General features: G+C 47.0%; 13 protein-coding genes. 8 read left to right on the top strand and 5 right to left on the bottom strand.

Translation table 11 applies throughout. From position 1 onward, the window contains the following. Position 1: 1 nt before the first annotated feature. The 3 genes from MMG82_RS14575 to pepQ all read right to left on the bottom strand — a co-directional run bounded on the left by MMG82_RS14575 (position 2) and on the right by pepQ (position 3,486). A complete protein-coding gene (locus MMG82_RS14575; protein ID WP_037429372.1) occupies positions 2-1,459 on the bottom strand; it encodes a TrkH family potassium uptake protein in 1,458 nt (485 codons plus the stop codon). Between the two features lie 77 nt (positions 1,460-1,536). Then, complete coding sequence (locus tag MMG82_RS14570; RefSeq protein WP_241407020.1) at positions 1,537-2,151, bottom strand: YigZ family protein; 615 nt, start codon at positions 2,149-2,151, stop codon at positions 1,537-1,539. A gap of 15 nt (positions 2,152-2,166) precedes the next feature. Next, positions 2,167-3,486: a Xaa-Pro dipeptidase gene (gene pepQ, locus MMG82_RS14565; protein WP_169548720.1), complete on the bottom strand. Its 1,320-nt coding sequence runs from the start codon at positions 3,484-3,486 to the stop codon at positions 2,167-2,169. Positions 3,487-3,929: 443 nt separating this feature from the next. Here pepQ and fadB point away from each other — a divergent pair, with 443 nt between their 5' ends. The 5 genes from fadB (at position 3,930) to MMG82_RS14540 (ending at position 11,768) form a co-directional block, all read left to right on the top strand. Further along, positions 3,930-6,080 (top strand): fatty acid oxidation complex subunit alpha FadB, encoded by a 2,151-nt coding sequence (fadB, locus tag MMG82_RS14560; RefSeq protein WP_144346137.1) that lies wholly within the window; start codon positions 3,930-3,932, stop codon positions 6,078-6,080. Between the two features lie 22 nt (positions 6,081-6,102). Then, positions 6,103-7,266, top strand: a complete 1,164-nt coding sequence (gene fadA, locus MMG82_RS14555) for an acetyl-CoA C-acyltransferase FadA (protein WP_037429364.1) — start codon at positions 6,103-6,105, stop codon at positions 7,264-7,266. Positions 7,267-7,664: 398 nt separating this feature from the next. After that, complete coding sequence (gene tusA / locus MMG82_RS14550; RefSeq protein ID WP_037429363.1) at positions 7,665-7,910, top strand: sulfurtransferase TusA; 246 nt, start codon at positions 7,665-7,667, stop codon at positions 7,908-7,910. Positions 7,911-7,945: 35 nt separating this feature from the next. Continuing rightward, entirely contained in the window at positions 7,946-8,383 is a 438-nt protein-coding gene (locus MMG82_RS14545) for an MOSC domain-containing protein (protein WP_047538196.1), read from the top strand. Between the two features lie 196 nt (positions 8,384-8,579). After that, the gene (locus MMG82_RS14540) at positions 8,580-11,768 is read left to right on the top strand and encodes an amidohydrolase family protein (protein WP_047538194.1); all 3,189 of its coding nucleotides are present in this window, start codon (positions 8,580-8,582) and stop codon (positions 11,766-11,768) included. 86 nt (positions 11,769-11,854) lie between these two features. On the opposite strand, the gene MMG82_RS14535 is transcribed toward MMG82_RS14540, so the two are convergent. Continuing rightward, positions 11,855-12,430, bottom strand: a complete 576-nt coding sequence (locus MMG82_RS14535; protein ID WP_047538192.1) for a DNA-3-methyladenine glycosylase I — start codon at positions 12,428-12,430, stop codon at positions 11,855-11,857. 118 nt (positions 12,431-12,548) lie between these two features. On the opposite strand from MMG82_RS14535, the gene glyQ reads away from it, so the two are divergent. Both glyQ and glyS read left to right on the top strand, forming a co-directional pair. Further along, the gene (glyQ, locus tag MMG82_RS14530; RefSeq protein WP_047538190.1) at positions 12,549-13,454 is read left to right on the top strand and encodes a glycine--tRNA ligase subunit alpha; all 906 of its coding nucleotides are present in this window, start codon (positions 12,549-12,551) and stop codon (positions 13,452-13,454) included. Between the two features lie 9 nt (positions 13,455-13,463). Next, positions 13,464-15,530: a glycine--tRNA ligase subunit beta gene (glyS, locus tag MMG82_RS14525; RefSeq protein WP_241407019.1), complete on the top strand. Its 2,067-nt coding sequence runs from the start codon at positions 13,464-13,466 to the stop codon at positions 15,528-15,530. 67 nt (positions 15,531-15,597) lie between these two features. Here the strand turns inward: glyS and MMG82_RS14520 are convergent, their stop codons facing one another. Continuing rightward, entirely contained in the window at positions 15,598-16,641 is a 1,044-nt protein-coding gene (locus MMG82_RS14520; RefSeq protein WP_241407018.1) for an HDOD domain-containing protein, read from the bottom strand. A 292-nt stretch (positions 16,642-16,933) separates the two neighbouring features. Here MMG82_RS14520 and MMG82_RS14515 point away from each other — a divergent pair, with 292 nt between their 5' ends. Further along, positions 16,934-17,596 carry a glutathione S-transferase family protein gene (locus MMG82_RS14515; protein ID WP_047538180.1) on the top strand — a complete coding sequence of 221 codons (663 nt, stop codon included), beginning with the start codon at positions 16,934-16,936 and terminating at the stop codon, positions 17,594-17,596. The last annotated feature ends 23 nt before the right edge of the window (positions 17,597-17,619 follow it).

Genomic DNA, 17,619 nt, shown 5'->3' with positions numbered 1-17,619 from the left:
ATCAATCCTTCCAGAAAGTTGGCGTGAACAAAATCAACAAGGTAAAGACTTCGAGGCGACCAAATAACATGGCCACCACCAGCACCCATTTGGCGCCATCACCGATACTGGCATAGTTACTCGCCACTTCCCCAAGCCCTGGGCCAAGGTTATTTAAACAGGCAGCGGTGGCACTAAAGGCCGTAATATCGTCCAGCCCCATGGCCATTAGCGCCAACATACACAGTACGAAAACTAAAGCGTAGGCAGAGAAAAATCCCCATACTGCATCGACGACACGATCTGGTAACGCCTTGGAGCCAATACGAATTGAGAACATCGCCTTAGGGTGAACCAAGCGCTTAAGTTCACGAGAACCTTGCAACAGCAGCAGGATAACTCGGATCACCTTTATCCCGCCCGCAGTTGAACCACCACACCCACCGATAAAGCTTGAGAAGATCAACAGAATCGGCAGGAAAAGCGGCCACATATGGAAACTTTCAGTACCAAAGCCAGCAGTTGTCGCCACCGAAACCGCTTGGAATAAGGCGTGATCTAAGGTTTCTTCTGGCGAGTCATAAATCCCTGAGTGATAAAGGGTTAAGAAGCAAATCGCCGTCAGCACCAACTGAATTGCCACCAGCATCTTGAACTCAGTGTCTCGAAAATAGACTCTAAAATTGATCCCGCGGCGCGAAAATGCCGCAAAGTGCACGCTAAAGTTCACTGCAGAGACTATCAAAAAGAATACGCAAATCAGATTGATTACAGGGCTGTTAAAGTAGCCCATACTGGCATCGTGGGTCGAAAAGCCCCCGATGGCGATGGTCGAAAACGAGTGACACACGGCATCGAATACGCTCATCCCCGCCAGCCAATAGGCGCCAGCACAGGTGATGGTTAGCAGTAGATAGATGTACCATAACGCCTTAGCCGTTTCGGCAATCCTCGGCGTCATCTTACTGTCCTTCACAGGCCCTGGAATCTCGGCGCGATACAGCTGCATGCCCCCAACTCCAAGCACAGGCAGAATCGCCACAGCTAGAACAATGATCCCCATACCGCCGAGCCATTGCAGCATATGTCGATAAAACAGAATGGCCTTAGGTAAGGAGTCCAGTCCGACAATAACGGTGGCTCCTGTGGTAGTTAGTGCGGAGAATGATTCGAAGAAACTATCGGTCCAGCTGAGATCGGGTTGGCTTGAGAAGATAAAGGGTAAGGCACCGATGGAGCCAAGCACTGTCCAGAACAAAACTACGATCAGGAAACCCTCGCGAGTTCGTAATTCCTCTTTGCAGCGACGATTAGGATACCAGAGCCAAAAACCGATAAATAAGCTAACAAAAAATGCCTGAATAAACGCAGTACCACCGCCATCGTTATACCAAATGGCGATTAAGGCTGGCGGCAGCATAGTGATGGAGAACAGGCCGATTAGCAGGCCTATGATTCTTATTATGGTTTTGTATTGCATTCCGCGTGTTCAATTATTCCATTGGCTGCAAAGGTATTTTCAGCATTTTGCATATTTTGGCATAATTTACGCAGGCATCACAGCTCAAACTCTGCTCGCAGGCTACCCTGACTCAACGTTGCCAGTGATTCATTCAATATACCCTGTAGCTGTTTGCCTATTTCAAAATGGATATCAACGGCTTCGGCAAATTGCTTATCGATGATCACCGCTTCTAACTGTTGTAATAAATGTTCGACATCCCTTAATTGAGTGTAATCACAATGCAGTTTGGCTGGATAACGAAATTGCTTCAATCGCGTCGGCAATTGCCCTAAACCTTGGCGTAATCCCGAAGTATAGGCACGCACTAAACCGCCCACACCTAACTTAGTACCGCCATAGAAACGCACCACCACGGCACCGACTTCACCGAGATTCGCGCCTTGTAATACTGCGAGCATTGGACGACCAGCGCTGCCCGCTGGCTCACCATCGTCACTCGAACCGATGGCAATGCTGTCGTTGGGCGCTCCAGCAATAAAGGCATAGCAGTAATGGCTGGCGCCGGGATAATCTCGCTTTATGTCAGTAAGTACTAACTTCAGCTGTTCTAAACTTGTGCAATGAAATAGAAAAGAGATAAAGCGGCTATGCTTTATCTCTTCTTCTATCTGCACATTTTCACTCGGTATCAGATAACTTTCGAGCACTCGCTCTCCCTAAAATCACGCTAAGCCCAGTTCGCGGGTCATATTTTCGTTTCGATCCTGATGCACAATCACATTATCTTCGATACGAATGCCGCCAAAAGGTCGCAGCTCATCAACGGTGCGCCAATTGATCTGCTGACCACGGCTATCTTGTTTTAGCTCATTGAGTAAAGTGTCGATAATGTATAATCCTGGCTCCATCGTAAGCACTTGGTTTGGCGCCAAAATACGGGTGCAACGCAGGAATGGATGGGCTTCAGGCGCCGGAATATGAGTGCCACGTTCATCGAAGGCAAAACCTCCCACATCATGCACTTGCAAGCCTAGCATATGACCGAGTCCATGGGGAAAGAAGGCACTGGTAATGCCTTGGTCGACTAAGCCTTGGGCATCGCCCGTGGCTAACTCAAAATCCAGCAGCATTTGTGCGACTTTACCATGGGTCGCCAAGTGTAAATCGGGATAACGCACACCCGGGCGCATCATATCGATCAGTTCGAGCTGCGCCTTGTTCATGGCAGTGAGCAATTCATCAAAGCGATTCTTCTCAAACGCATAGGTACGAGTGATATCCGACGCATAACCAAAATAACTAGCACCCGCATCGATTAAAAAAGATAAACGTCGCGCCGGATTTTGATGCTCGAGTGCGGTGTAATGCAAAATCGCCGCATTTTGGTTTAAGGCAATGATATTACCGTAGGGCACTTCGTTCTCGCCCTGTCCCACGGCAGATAAATACTGCTGCTGAATTTCAAACTCGCTGGCACCGTTATAGAAGGCATTTTTAGCCGCTAAATGCCCTTGCACCGCAATCTGGTTCGCTCGGCGCATACATTCGAGTTCATATTCGGTTTTAGTGGTACGGTGGAAATGCAGATAGCTCATCACAGAGTCAGGATTGCGACTGGTGAAACCCAGCACCTCAGCCACATCTAAATGCTCACCCAAATAAGCCCAGTTAGCGATATCGGCAGGCAATAGTTCGGCAACCTTATCGGCCTTAGTGAGTAATTTGATCTCAAAATGCTCGGTCCAGAACATCTCCGGCACGTCAGACACCTTATGCCAAAAATCCACAGGGCGATAAAAAATCAGTTGCGGCTTATCGCGACCATTCACCACTAACCAACAGTTAGGGTTATCCAACACAGGTAACCAAGCCTTGAAATGGGGATTGGCTTTAAAAGGATAATTAATGTCGTCCAAAAACATTCGATGTGGCTGACCCGAGTGGATCACTAAACCTGATAATGCTTCACGCGATACAATTTCAGCAACTCGACGATTAAGCTCGGCGATGTGGGCATGATAGTGATGAGCCAAGTGATCCATGTTTCATATCCTGTAATGAACGATAGTTAATAAAAAAACCGCAAATCTGACTAAGCCATATAGGCTCAGTGTTTTCCTCTACTTACGCCCTCATTTCGCACGGGGTAGCAAATTCTCGATTTAAGCCTATGCTTTTAATTCTAAAAATAAAATTACCCAACTAGCCAGCGAGTAATACCGCTAAAGTACAAATTCCCACTACGTACTCTTTCGCGTAATCTGGCACTTCTACACTTTGTGCAGTGTATCACAAAGCTGAAAATTCACTCTAGCCGACAAGAAATTAAACAGTCGTTTAAATTGGGTGTTGTAATTTATCGAATTTCGAAGCACACTGGCACACAACTGGTCAAATGATGGCCGAAGCTGCTGTGAGATAGAGAGTCGTACTAACACCAAAAAATAATGGTGGGTATCACTTTTAAGCCAAAAGGAAGCAAGCAATGATCTACCAAAGTCCTACAATTCAGGTTGAGTTACTCGAGGATAATATTGCCAAGCTGTGCTTTAACGCACCCGGTTCGGTGAACAAATTCGACAGAGAAACACTCGCCTCACTCGATGCCGCATTAGATAGCATTAAACAACAATCAAACATTCAGGCTTTAGTGCTGACCTCAGGTAAAGATACCTTTATCGTGGGTGCCGACATTACTGAATTTTTAGGCTTATTCGCACAGGATGATGCGGTACTGCTCTCTTGGGTTGAACAGGCCAATGCCGTATTCAATAAACTTGAAGATTTACCTTTCCCAACCGCTTCTGCAATTAAAGGTTTTGCCCTAGGCGGCGGTTGTGAAACCATTCTGTCAACGGATTTCCGTATTGCTGACACCACAGCCAAAATCGGTCTACCCGAAACCAAGCTAGGCATCATCCCAGGCTTTGGTGGAACAGTGCGCTTACCACGTGTGATTGGTGCTGACAACGCCCTTGAGTGGATCACCACGGGTAAAGACCAAAGCGGCGAAGATGCATTAAAAGTCGGCGCTGTTGACGCCGTTGTCGCTCCAGAAGCCTTAGAAGCTGCGGCGATTCAAATGCTAAAAGATGCAGTAGCAGAAAAGCTTGATTGGCAAGCGCGTCGCCAACGCAAATTATCGCCACTGACACTGCCTAAACTCGAAGCCATGATGTCTTTCACGACCGCTAAAGGCATGGTTTTCTCTGTCGCAGGCAAACATTACCCAGCACCAATGGCAGCGGTAAACGTAGTTGAACAAGCGTCGACCAAAGGCCGCGCCGAAGCACTACAAATTGAACATCAAGCTTTCATCAAGTTAGCGAAAACCGATGTAGCCAAAGCACTAATCGGTATCTTCCTTAATGATCAATTCGTTAAAGGCAAAGCGAAGAAAGCGGGCAAGCTCGCTAAAGATGTGAAAAGCGCAGCCGTATTAGGTGCAGGCATTATGGGGGGCGGTATCGCTTACCAAAGCGCCAGCAAAGGCACGCCAATCGTCATGAAGGACATCGCTCAACCTGCATTAGATTTAGGTTTAGGCGAAGCCGCTAAACTGTTATCTGCGCAAGTTGCTCGCGGCCGCTCTACCCCAGAAAAAATGGCTAAAGTGCTGAACAACATCACCCCAGCATTAGACTATGCCCCAGTGAAACATGCTGACGTGGTTGTCGAAGCCGTCGTTGAGCATCCCAAAGTTAAGGCACAAGTACTGGCGGAAGTTGAACAATACGTCAGTGAAGATGCGATTATCGCCTCTAACACTTCAACTATTTCAATCAACCTGCTCGCGAAGAGCATGAAGAAGCCAGAGCGCTTCTGTGGTATGCACTTCTTCAACCCTGTGCACAAAATGCCATTAGTTGAAGTTATCCGTGGCGAGCACAGCTCAGAAGAAACCATCGCATCAGTTGTTGCCTACGCCAGCAAAATGGGTAAAACCCCAATCGTTGTTAACGATTGCCCGGGCTTCTTCGTTAACCGCGTTCTCTTCCCTTACTTTGCTGGCTTTAACGGCCTGCTCGCCGAAGGTGGCGACTTTGCCGCTATCGACAAAGTGATGGAAAAACAATTCGGCTGGCCAATGGGCCCTGCTTATCTGCTAGACGTTGTCGGTTTAGACACAGGCCACCACGCCCAAGCAGTAATGGCCGAAGGCTTCCCCGATCGTATGGGCAAATCCGGCAATGACGCGATTGACGTGATGTTCGAAAACAAACGTCTCGGTCAGAAGAATGGCAAAGGCTTCTACGCTTACTCTGTGGATAGCCGCGGTAAGCCAAAGAAAGACGTCGACCCAACCAGCTACGAGCTGCTGAAGGCCGCCTTTGGTGAACAAAAAGCATTCGATGCGGATGAAATCATCGCCCGCACTATGATCCCAATGATTATCGAAACCGTTCGCTGTTTAGAAGAAGGCATTGTGGCATCACCTGCCGAAGCAGATATGGGCTTAGTCTACGGTTTAGGCTTCCCACCATTCCGTGGTGGTGTGTTCCGTTACTTAGATACTATGGGCGTAGCGAACTTTGTCGCCTTAGCTGACAAATACGCTCACTTAGGTGGTTTGTATCAAGTCACTGACGCCATGCGCGCCCTTGCAGCCAACAACGGTAGCTACTACCAAGCCTAATTAGCGGGAAAGGAATTTAATTATGAAACAAGCTGTTATCGTAGATTGCATTCGTACTCCTATGGGCCGTTCTAAGGCTGGGGTGTTCCGTAATGTACGTGCAGAAACACTCTCTGCCGAATTAATGAAAGGTCTATTACTGCGTAACCCGCAATTAGATCCCAATACGATTGAAGACGTTATTTGGGGCTGCGTGCAGCAAACCCTAGAGCAAGGCTTCAACATTGCCCGTAACGCATCATTGCTGGCAGGTATCCCGAAAACGGCTGGCGCCGTGACAGTCAACCGCCTATGTGGTTCTTCAATGGAAGCCATCCACCAAGCCGCACGTGCCATTATGACTGGCATGGGCGACACCTTTATCATCGGCGGTGTTGAGCATATGGGCCACGTGCCGATGAACCACGGTGTGGATTTCCATCCTGGTTTAGCTAATAACGTCGCCAAAGCCTCCGGCATGATGGGCTTAACCGCAGAAATGCTCGGCAAGCTCCACGGCATCACCCGTGAGCAGCAGGATGCCTTTGCAGTGCGTTCACACCAACGCGCTTACGCAGCCACAGTTGAAGGCCGTTTTGCCAAGGAAATCTATGGCATCGAAGGCCATGATGCTAACGGTGCACTGATTAAAGTACTGCACGACGAAGTGATTCGCCCAGAAACGACCATGGAATCGTTAGCAGCACTGCGCCCAGTATTCGACCCTGCAAACGGTACTGTGACTGCGGGTACCTCATCAGCCTTATCCGACGGTGCTTCAGCGATGTTAATTATGGAAGAATCTAAAGCGCGCGCTTTGGGTCTACCAATCCGTGCTCGCATTCGCTCTATGGCGGTTGCAGGTTGTGACGCAGCTATTATGGGTTACGGCCCAGTGCCAGCCACACAAAAAGCACTGGCTCGCGCAGGCATTACCGTTGCTGATTTAGATGTTATTGAACTAAACGAAGCCTTTGCTGCTCAGTCTTTACCTTGTGTGAAAGATTTAGGTTTAGCAGATGTGGTTGATGACAAAATCAACCTCAACGGCGGCGCAATTGCACTAGGTCACCCACTGGGTTGTTCTGGCGCGCGTATTTCAACGACGCTGATCAACCTGATGGAACACAAAGATGCGACCTTAGGTTTAGCCACTATGTGTATCGGTTTAGGCCAAGGTATTGCAACCGTTTTCGAACGCGTTTAATCCTTAACGATTCTCCCTTCAAAGAGCCGGACTCAGTTCCGGCTTTTTTATGCAGCTTTAAAATCATTGTGAAATAATGCCACGCTAAAACGTCGATGATAAAGTTGCTAAGCCAAAAACGCTTAAAGTTAGATTATCTCGATTTTATAGCAGCTATAAAAGTCCCGTATTTTTTTATGATGAAGAGATCCATCCCATTCTCAAGCATTTGAGGAAGATTAGGGATCACGAAATAACATTGTTCCACGTGAAACATCTCACTAATCCCGATTCTCGTCTAAATAAAATGGAGTAAAACCAATTACCCGTTGCATCACAAAATCAGGCCGCCAACTTGGTTTATCAAAACCACTGGAGTAACATTAGCCAATTCTGTTTAACCGTTCAGTCGAGGTCATATGAACGACGTTTTCTCAACCGCACAACACAAACTGGATGCTCTTGGTTTGCGCTGCCCAGAACCAGTAATGATGGTGCGTAAAACGGTAAGACAAATGGCTCAAGGAGAAACACTGCTTATCATCGCGGATGATCCTGCTACTACCCGTGATATTCCCAGTTTTTGTGAGTTTATGGATCACACACTGATCGCCAGTGAAACCAACCAAATACCCTATCAATATTTGATTAAAAAGGGACTCTAAGTCCCAACATCGACATTAGGATAAGGACATCAAACATGCCGAAACTAGTTGCTATCGCCTATAAAACGATTAAACGCGGACCAATGAATGAGGTGCTGTGCGCGAATGTCACCCAGCACAGCGGTATTGAAAAAGATGTATTTGGTCGCCCAGGCAAAAGGCAAGTCACCGTACTCTCGCTCCAGCAGTGGCAAATAGCGTGTCAAAGTATAGGTGCAAATTTACCTTGGACGACTCGCCGCGCCAATCTTTTAGTCGATGGATTAACTTTTAGTCCTGCCGATGTGGGTAAACAGTTGCACATTGGGGATCTCTGCCTCGAAGTCACAGGAGAAACTGATCCCTGTAAAAAGATGGACCAAGCTCATGCCGGCTTAGAGTCAGCACTAACACCTGATTGGCGAGGCGGTGTCACTTGCCGTGTCATCAATGATGCCATGATCCACATCGGCGATCCCGTCACATTAAACTAATCATCACTTCATGGAGAGTAAGCTGCATTACTCTCCCACAGTTTCTCCGCCTCAACTGCTGCCCCTCGGTCATTAATTGAAACAGTATTTCCGTTTTCCTTACAGGGTATTTGTGCGATAACTTAGCGTAGCATTAACAAATATTTATCCAACCTGATAACAATCAAGCCCTAGAATAACGATAACAGGACATAACATGTTGAAACCTAAGCTGACACCGCTTTATATCGCCCTGATGCTTGGCCTTAACTCCCACGCTGTACAGGCAGCAGACGCCCAAAAAACGAGTTGGGACGTCAATGCGCCAGCCAATGCCCCGCTAGAAAAAGTGGCAATAGATGTAACCGAAGGCACTTGGATGAACATCAGTGTCAGTCCAGACGGCAAACATTTAGTATTCGATTTACTCGGTGATATTTATCAAATCCCAGTCACGGGAGGTGAAGCAAAACCATTAGCTCAAGGCATAGCCTGGCAAATGCAGCCCGTTTATAGCCCTGATGGTAAACACATCGCCTTTACCTCTGATGCGGATGGTGGTGACAATATTTGGATTATGGATGTCGATGGCAGCAATCCACGCACCGTCACATCAGAAACTTTTCGCTTACTCAACAGCCCAGCGTGGAGCCCTGATTCGCAATATTTAGTGGGTCGTAAACATTTTACCGCCAGTCGTAGTTTAGGTGCCGGCGAAGTATGGCTCTACCATGTTGCTGGTGGCGAAGGTGTAAAACTCACCGAACGCCCAAATGATGAGAAAGACTTAGGTGAACCTGCCTATTCACCCGATGGCCGCTATATCTATTTCAGTCAAGATGACACTCCAGGAAAAACCTTCCATTACTCCAAAGACTCAGTAAACGGCATCTATAAAATCAAGCGTTACGATACCAAAACAGGTGATATCGAAATTCTGATCGAAGGGACTGGCGGAGCCATTCGCCCAACCCCAAGTCCTGATGGCACCAAACTGGCCTACATCAAGCGTGATGATTTCCAATCATCCTTATATTTGCTTGATTTGAAATCCGGTGAAACCACTAAACTGTTCGGCGATTTAGACCGCGATATGCAAGAGACTTGGGCAATCCATGGTGTTTACCCGACGATGGCATGGACTCCAGACAACAAAGACATCTTCTTCTGGGCTAAAGGCAAAATTAACCGCCTCAACGTTGCTAATAAAACGGTCACCGATATTCCATTTTCCGTAAAAACCCAAATAGACGTTCAGCCTTCAGTACGCTTTAAACAAGATATTGATAAAGATGTATTCGATGTAAAAATGCTGCGAATGGCACAAGTTTCACCGGATGGAAGTAAGGTCGCCTTCGAAGCATTGGGTAAAATCTGGTTGAAGACACTTCCCGATGGCAAGATGTCGCGCTTAACCGAGTTAGATAACGATATCGAAGAACTCTATCCCCAGTGGTCGCGTGATGGCAAAAATATTGTCTTCACAACTTGGAATGACCAAGACCAAGGCACAGTACAAGTGATCAGCGCTAAAGGTGGCAAAGCGAAACAAGTTACCACTGAGCCAGGAAAATACGTCGAGCCCACCTTTTCTCCCGATGGCGAACTTGTGGTGTATCGTAAAACCCAAGGCGGCCATCTCACACCTCGAACTTGGTCGCAGGAACCAGGTCTGTACAAGGCCGATTTAAAAACCAAGCAAAATAAAAAAATCTCCGCAGAAGGCTATCAAGCACAATTCGGAGCCTCAGCCGATCGCATATTTTTTATGAATAGTGGTGAAGATGACACACCGCAGCTTGCCTCTATTAACTTGGATGGGTTTGATAAGCGCGTTCACTACAGCAGTAAGCATGCAACTGAATTTAGAGTCTCACCCGACGGTAAACAGCTTGCCTTTGCCGAGCGCTTTAAAGTTTGGGTGACGCCCTTTGCTAAACATGGTGAAACCGTTGAAATCGGCCCTAACGCCAGCAATCTTCCAGTCACTCAGTTAAGTGTGCGAGCCGGCGAAAGTATCAGTTGGAATAGCAAGAGTAATCAACTCTATTGGACTCTTGGCCCAGAACTGTACCAAGCCGATGTTGATTCGCAGTATCTTAAAAAGAACGCGCAAACTAAGCCAAGCATTATCAATTTAGGCTTTACTGAAAAAGCTGATGTTCCACGTGGAACAGTCGCCTTTGTAGGCGGTAAAGTGATCACCATGGAAAATGACCAAGTCATCGATAAGGGAGTCGTGATCGTCAAAGACAATCATATTGTTGCTGTTGGCGACGCTAACACGGCAATTCCAAAGGATGCACAAGTTATCGATATAAGCGGCAAATCCATTATGCCCGGTTTGTTTGACGCTCACGCCCATGGCGCCCAGGCCGATGATGAAATAGTGCCCCAACAAAACTGGGCGCTCTACTCTGGATTATCCCTAGGCGTGACGACCATCCATGATCCATCGAACGATACCACTGAAATCTTTGCCGCTTCTGAGCAACAAAAAGCTGGTAATATCGTTGGCCCGCGGATTTTCTCCACTGGAACAATTCTCTACGGCGCAAATGCACCCGGATACACCTCGCATATCGACTCACTCGATGATGCAAAATTCCATTTAGAGCGACTCAAAAAAGTTGGTGCCTTTAGCGTTAAGAGCTACAACCAACCGCGTCGCAATCAAAGACAACATGTTATCGCTGCAGCTCGTGAACTCGAAATGATGGTCGTGCCAGAGGGTGGCAGCTTACTGCAACATAACCTGACCATGGTTGCCGATGGCCATACAACCGTAGAACACTCGTTACCCGTGGCAAATATTTATAACGATATTAAACAGTTCTGGGGCCAAACTAAGGTCGGTTACACTCCAACCTTGGTCGTCGCCTACGGCGGTATTTCGGGTGAAAACTATTGGTATGATAAGACCGATGTGTGGGCCCATCCACGTTTGTCTATGTATGTGCCAAGCGATATTTTGCAGGCTCGATCAATGCGTCGCCCCCACGCTCCAGACAGTCACTACAACCACTTCAATGTTGCTAAAGTGGCTAATGAGTTTAATAAATTAGGCATTCATCCAAATATTGGCGCCCACGGTCAACGTGAGGGTTTAGCCGCCCATTGGGAAATGTGGATGTTCGCCCAAGGTGGCATGAGCAATATGGATGTACTCAAAACTGCGACCATCAACCCTGCCACCACCTTCGGCTTAGAGCATCAACTTGGCTCGATTAAGCCAGGTAAGCTTGCAGATTTAATCGTTATTGATGGCGATCCATTAGCGGATATTCGAGTCACAGATAAAGTCACTTATACTATGGTCAATGGTAAGTTGTTTGATGCTGAGTCGATGAACCAACTCAATGGCAGCAAACAACAGCGTAAGCCTTTCTTCTTCCAGAAAATCTAATCTCAGCAAGTAGAAATAACAAAAGGCATGTTCCACGTGGAACATGCCTTTTCTATTTCGCTGCCCATCAAAGCAAACTGAATTAATTATTGATGATCACAACAAGCTTGATAAGAAATACAGTCAACTAGATGATCGTTCACCATTCCCACCGCCTGCATAAAAGCATAACAAATCGTCGGACCAACAAAGTTAAAGCCAAGCTTTTTTAATGCCTTAGACATAGCCTCTGATTCAGGTGTTTGCGCAGGCACCTGCGACATGGAGGTAAATTGATTCACCAATGGCTTGCCACCAACGAAGCTCCATAGAAATTCAGAAAAATCTTTGCCATCCGCAGTGTATGCTAAGTATCCTTTTGCATTACGAATAATCGAATGGATCTTAAGGCGATTACGCACAATTCCTGGGTTAGCCATCAACTCCTCGACTTTAGCGTCGTCAAAAGTTGCAATCACAGCCGGCTCAAAATCCGCAAAGGCTTGTTCGTAGTTTTGCTGCTTCTTTAAGATAGTAATCCAAGATAACCCAGCTTGTTGCCCATCTAAACAGAGCTTGGCAAACAACTCCTTCGAATCATAAACTGGGCGTCCCCACACCTTATCGTGGTACTCGCGATACAAGGGATCATCACTGACCCAATTACAGCGGATTTCTTCCATGGCCTATCTACCTTAACGTTTTAACGAAGAAGGTAAAAAATAACCTACATAAGCAGAGATCTACAAGGTATAATCGAAACCATTTTCTATTCAAGCTGACGGCAGTAGACAAGTAGACATGACGACGAAACACGACGTAAAAACATTTCAGGGTTTCATTCTAACCCTACAGGAATATTGGGCGCAGCAAGGCTGTGCAATCGTTCAACCTCTAGATATGGAAGTCGGTGCGGGTACATTCCACCCACAAACTTTCCTACGCTCTTTAGGGCCTGAGCCAATGAGCAGTGCCTATGTGCAGCCATCGCGCCGCCCTACCGACGGCCGTTACGGTGAAAACCCAAACCGTCTGCAGCACTACTACCAATTCCAAGTCGTGTTAAAACCGTCACCGGATAATATCCAAGAACTCTATTTAGGTTCTCTGCAAGCTCTTGGTATTGATACACAAATCCATGATATCCGTTTTGTGGAAGACAACTGGGAATCACCAACGCTAGGCGCTTGGGGTCTGGGTTGGGAAGTCTGGTTAAACGGCATGGAAGTGACTCAGTTTACTTACTTCCAACAAGTCGGCGGCTTAGAGTGTAGCCCTGTCACAGGTGAAATCACATACGGTTTAGAGCGTCTCGCCATGTATATCCAAGGTGTAGATAGCGTGTACGACCTCGTATGGACCGATGGTCCAATGGGCCTAATCACCTATGGCGATGTGTTCCACCAAAACGAAGTTGAGCAATCGACCTATAACTTTGAGCACGCAGACGTCGACTTTATGTTTGCCCTGTTCGATCAATGCGAAAAAATGTGTCAGCACTTATTGTCGCTTGAAAAACCATTACCTCTGCCAGCCTATGAGCAAGTGATGAAAGCCTCGCACGCCTTCAACCTGCTCGATGCACGCCACGCCATTTCAGTGACTGAACGTCAGCGTTATATCCTGCGCGTTCGTACAATGGCTAAAGCCGTTGCTGAATCCTATTATCAGGCACGCGAAGCGCTTGGCTTCCCAATGTGTAAGTAGAGGTAACACATGAATTTTGAAAACTTACTCATCGAGTTAGGCACTGAAGAACTGCCGCCAAAGGCGCTGCGTAAACTGGCTGAGTCTTTCTTAGCAAACTTTACCGAAGAATTAACCAAAGCCGATTTAGCTTTTAAATCAGCTGTTTGGTACGCTGCGCCCCGTCGTCTCGCCATTAATGTGACAGAACTAGCGCTTGCTCAAGCGGACAAAATCGTTGAAAAACGCGGCCCAGCTGTCAGCTCAGCCTTTGATGCCGAAGGTAAACCAACCAAAGCCGCAGAAGGCTGGGCACGTGGTAACGGTATTACCGTTGACCAAGCTGAGCGTTTGGTGACCGATAAAGGTGAATGGCTGGTTTATAACGCCAAAGTCGAAGGCGTTGAAACCAAGAGCTTAATCGCAGCGATGGCACAACGTGCGCTGGATAAGTTACCCATTCCTAAGCCAATGCGCTGGGGAAGCAGCAAGACACAATTTATTCGTCCTGTTCACACCGCCACTATGCTGTTAGGCAGTGAGTTAATCGAAGGTGAATTGCTCGGCATTAAGTCGGCACGCAATGTTCGTGGTCACCGCTTTATGGGTACAGGCTTCGAGCTTGATCATGCAGACAACTACCTGACACTGCTGAAAGAAAAAGGTAAAGTCATCGCCAACTACGAAAGCCGTAAAGCCTTAATCAAAGCTGATGCAGAAAAAGCGGCCGCTAAGATTGGTGGCACAGCCGATATCGAAGACGACCTGCTGGAAGAAGTCACCTCTTTAGTTGAATGGCCAGTCGTATTAACCGCAAGCTTTGAAGAGAAGTTCTTGAACGTACCTTCAGAGGCCTTGGTTTATACGATGAAGGGCGATCAGAAATACTTCCCAGTATTCGATGATGCCGGTAAGTTACTGCCAAACTTCATCTTTGTCGCCAATATCGAATCAAAAGATCCGGCGCAAATCATTGCTGGTAATGAGAAAGTGGTTCGTCCACGCTTGGCTGATGCTGAGTTTTTCTTTAATACCGATAAGAAGCACACACTAGAATCACGTTTGCCAAGCCTTGAGACTGTGTTGTTCCAACAACAACTCGGTACCTTAAAAGACAAAGTCACTCGTATATCCGCCCTAGCCGCCTTTATTGCCGAGCAAACTGGCGCTAACGCCGTTGATGCCGCCCGCGCTGGTTTATTGTCTAAAACAGACTTAATGACCAATATGGTGATGGAGTTTACCGATACTCAAGGCACTATGGGCATGCATTACGCCCGCCTAGACGGTGAAACTGAAGCTGTAGCCTTGGCCATGGAAGAGCAATACAAGCCCAAATTCTCTGGCGATACGGTTCCAACAGCTGCCGTTTCTTGCGCAGTAGCTTTAGCGGATAAACTCGACACCTTAGTCGGTATCTTCGGTATTGGTCAGGCACCTAAGGGCGCTGCCGACCCATTCGCACTGCGCCGCGCCGCTATCGGTGTGCTACGCATTATCGTTGATAACAAGTTGCCACTGGACTTAGTGACCCTGATAGCTAAGGCTCAGGAACTCCATGGCACTAACTTAAGCAACGCGAATGCAAGCGATGAAGTGCTTGAGTTCCTAATGGCGCGTTTCCGTGCTTGGTACCAAGATAAAGGTATCGAGGTTGACGTGATCCTCGCCGTATTGGCACGTCGCCCAACTCGCCCTGCTGATTTTGATAGCCGTATCAACGCTGTATCTCACTTCAGAAGCTTAGAAGCCTCTAGCGCTCTGGCTGCGGCGAACAAGCGTGTGTCTAACATTCTGGCGAAAGTGGAAGGCGAATTACCCACCGCGATTAACTCAGCTCTGTTAGCCGAAGCCGCAGAACAAGCATTAGCTGCTAAGCTTGCCGAACTGCAACCTCAACTTGCTCCGCTGTTTGCAAATGCTGATTACCAACAGGCATTAACGCTGCTGTCGAGCTTACGTGAAAGTGTTGACCAGTTCTTCGAAGACGTGATGGTTATGGCGGATGACGAAGCATTGAAAAACAACCGTTTAGCACTGCTAAATAACCTACGTGAGCAGTTCTTACATGTTGCGGATATTTCTCTACTCCAGTAAGTCACACGTTAGGTTAGGTAACAATAAAAAACGCGCTGATAGCGCGTTTTTTATTGGCTGCAATTTATTAAAATTGCTGGAGTTTTTCGTGCAATACTTCGAATTGAGCGGGCTCCAGTCCAACCAAGGCTAACAAGTTGCTCAGCATGTCAGCAGGCAATTTACCCGCTTGCTGCAGCATCGAAATCTCACTGATGATATTCGCGCGCCAAACCACTGCGGCAATCCCCTCATGCTGCCGGGTATGTACGTGGGCAAGTTTATCCAGTTCAGCTTCAAAAATACTGGGTAACTGCCAATATCTTGCTAATAACGCACTTAAGGTAAGTGATTTGGCCGTCATCACTTGTCGGAATAACCAAGAATTTGGCTGCTCACCAGGCTCTGCTTGCACAAAAGCATCAAGCAACATTTTGAAGATGGCGAGCTTACCCACATCATGCAGTAATCCTAATAGGAATGCGGTATCCCTATCTTCTTCACTCAGCTCGCTAGTTAAAAAGGCCACCTGCATTGAATGACGCCAAATCTCAGCGCCAAAACGCCGAAAATAAATGGGTTTAATATCTAGCATCTCACGCACTAGGCAGCTAGTCACAAAGCAACGTAACTGTTCACGGCCAAGTTGTACTAAAGCTTGCTGCAAGCTAGTCACTTCCCGCTCACCACGCTTAAAGGCCGGTGAGTTACACAGCTTAAGCACTTCGACGCTCAGTAAGGGATCTTGCTCGATTAACGCCAACAAGTCTTTAGTATCAAACTGTGGATCTGCTAACTTACGGTCTAGCTCCAATACCTTAGAGGGAAGCTTCAGCACCTTTTCGGCTATCACTTGTGGCGATGCTAAGGCTAGCTCTATTTCAGCCATGACACGCCGTTCAAGGTTATTAGCAACGCCACCAGCATCTTTGGTTCTGGCGGGGAATAACAAACTATAAAACAGCGCCGCTAAGTCAATACTCATCGAAGTATCACATTGCTCTTCTACACGTTTTTTAGGTGACGCTGTCGTTAAAGGTTTGCTGAGATCGGTCTGACTAAAGCTTTTAGGTCGCTCAAGTGTTGCTTGCTCACGGATATTAAAAATTTTGTTGAATATGGATTTAATCAAAATATTCCAACCTACGAAAGCTGTGTTTACTGAGCCAGTATTACATTATCCGTCCATTGTAATTGATATGCTAGAGCAGCCACTATCAGTATTATGTGCAGCTTGAGTATATGTTGCCAAACTTAAGATAAGGTTACCAAGTCGAATTGTTTCACGTGAAACCATAGTCCAATTTAGCTTGATAGCGTGAGCAATTTGAATAGCTGAATATGAGCATGCAACAACTCAACGGCTCGGAGAAAAACAAACATAATGTATAGTGCTTAGCACGACTCAAAATTGGAAGGCGCTTATGAAACTCTATATCGGCAATAAAAACTACTCTAGCTGGTCGCTCCGAGCTTGGTTAATGGCTGCGAAATCAGGCGTTAAGTTCGATGAAGTGCTATTACAACTCGATACCGATAGCTTCTACCAGCAACTCCAATCCATTTCGCCAACGCTAAAAGTACCAACACTGGTCGATGGTGACATTACCGTTTGGGATTCACTGTCGATTTGTGAATATATCAATGATTGTTATCTTTCAGGCGCTGCATGGCCACAAGAGCCAAAACAAAAAGCCAAGGCTCGCTCCCTCGCCTGTGAAATGCATTCAGGCTTTCATGCCCTACGAAATGCCCTGCCTATGAATATCCGTACCCGTCGATATGTCGAGCTTAGCCCCGCTGTTCAGCAAGATATTGCACGCATCGACAGCATTTGGTCTCAGCAAATGACTGAGTTTACCCCATCCAAAAATCAGGGCACTTGGTTATTTGGCGAGTGGTCAATCGCCGATATGATGTTTGCACCAGTGGTAATGCGCTTCTTTACCTATGAGATTGAAGTCTCGCAAGCGAGCCGAGCGTATATGGAATTTATTGTGAGCCAGCCAGAAATGCAGGCTTGGATAACTGCCGCAAAAGCGGAGACTGAAATTGTCGAAGCCGATGAGGCGGGTGTTGATAGGTAATTTGTTGCAAAAGAAAAGGGAAA

Origin of the sequence: Shewanella sp. MM_2022_3, from assembly GCF_022557375.1 — a bacterium.
GTDB classification, from domain to species: domain Bacteria; phylum Pseudomonadota; class Gammaproteobacteria; order Enterobacterales; family Shewanellaceae; genus Shewanella; species Shewanella xiamenensis.
Note: the sequence above shows the minus strand (reverse complement) of the source record. Positions and strands in the feature narration are given on the sequence as shown.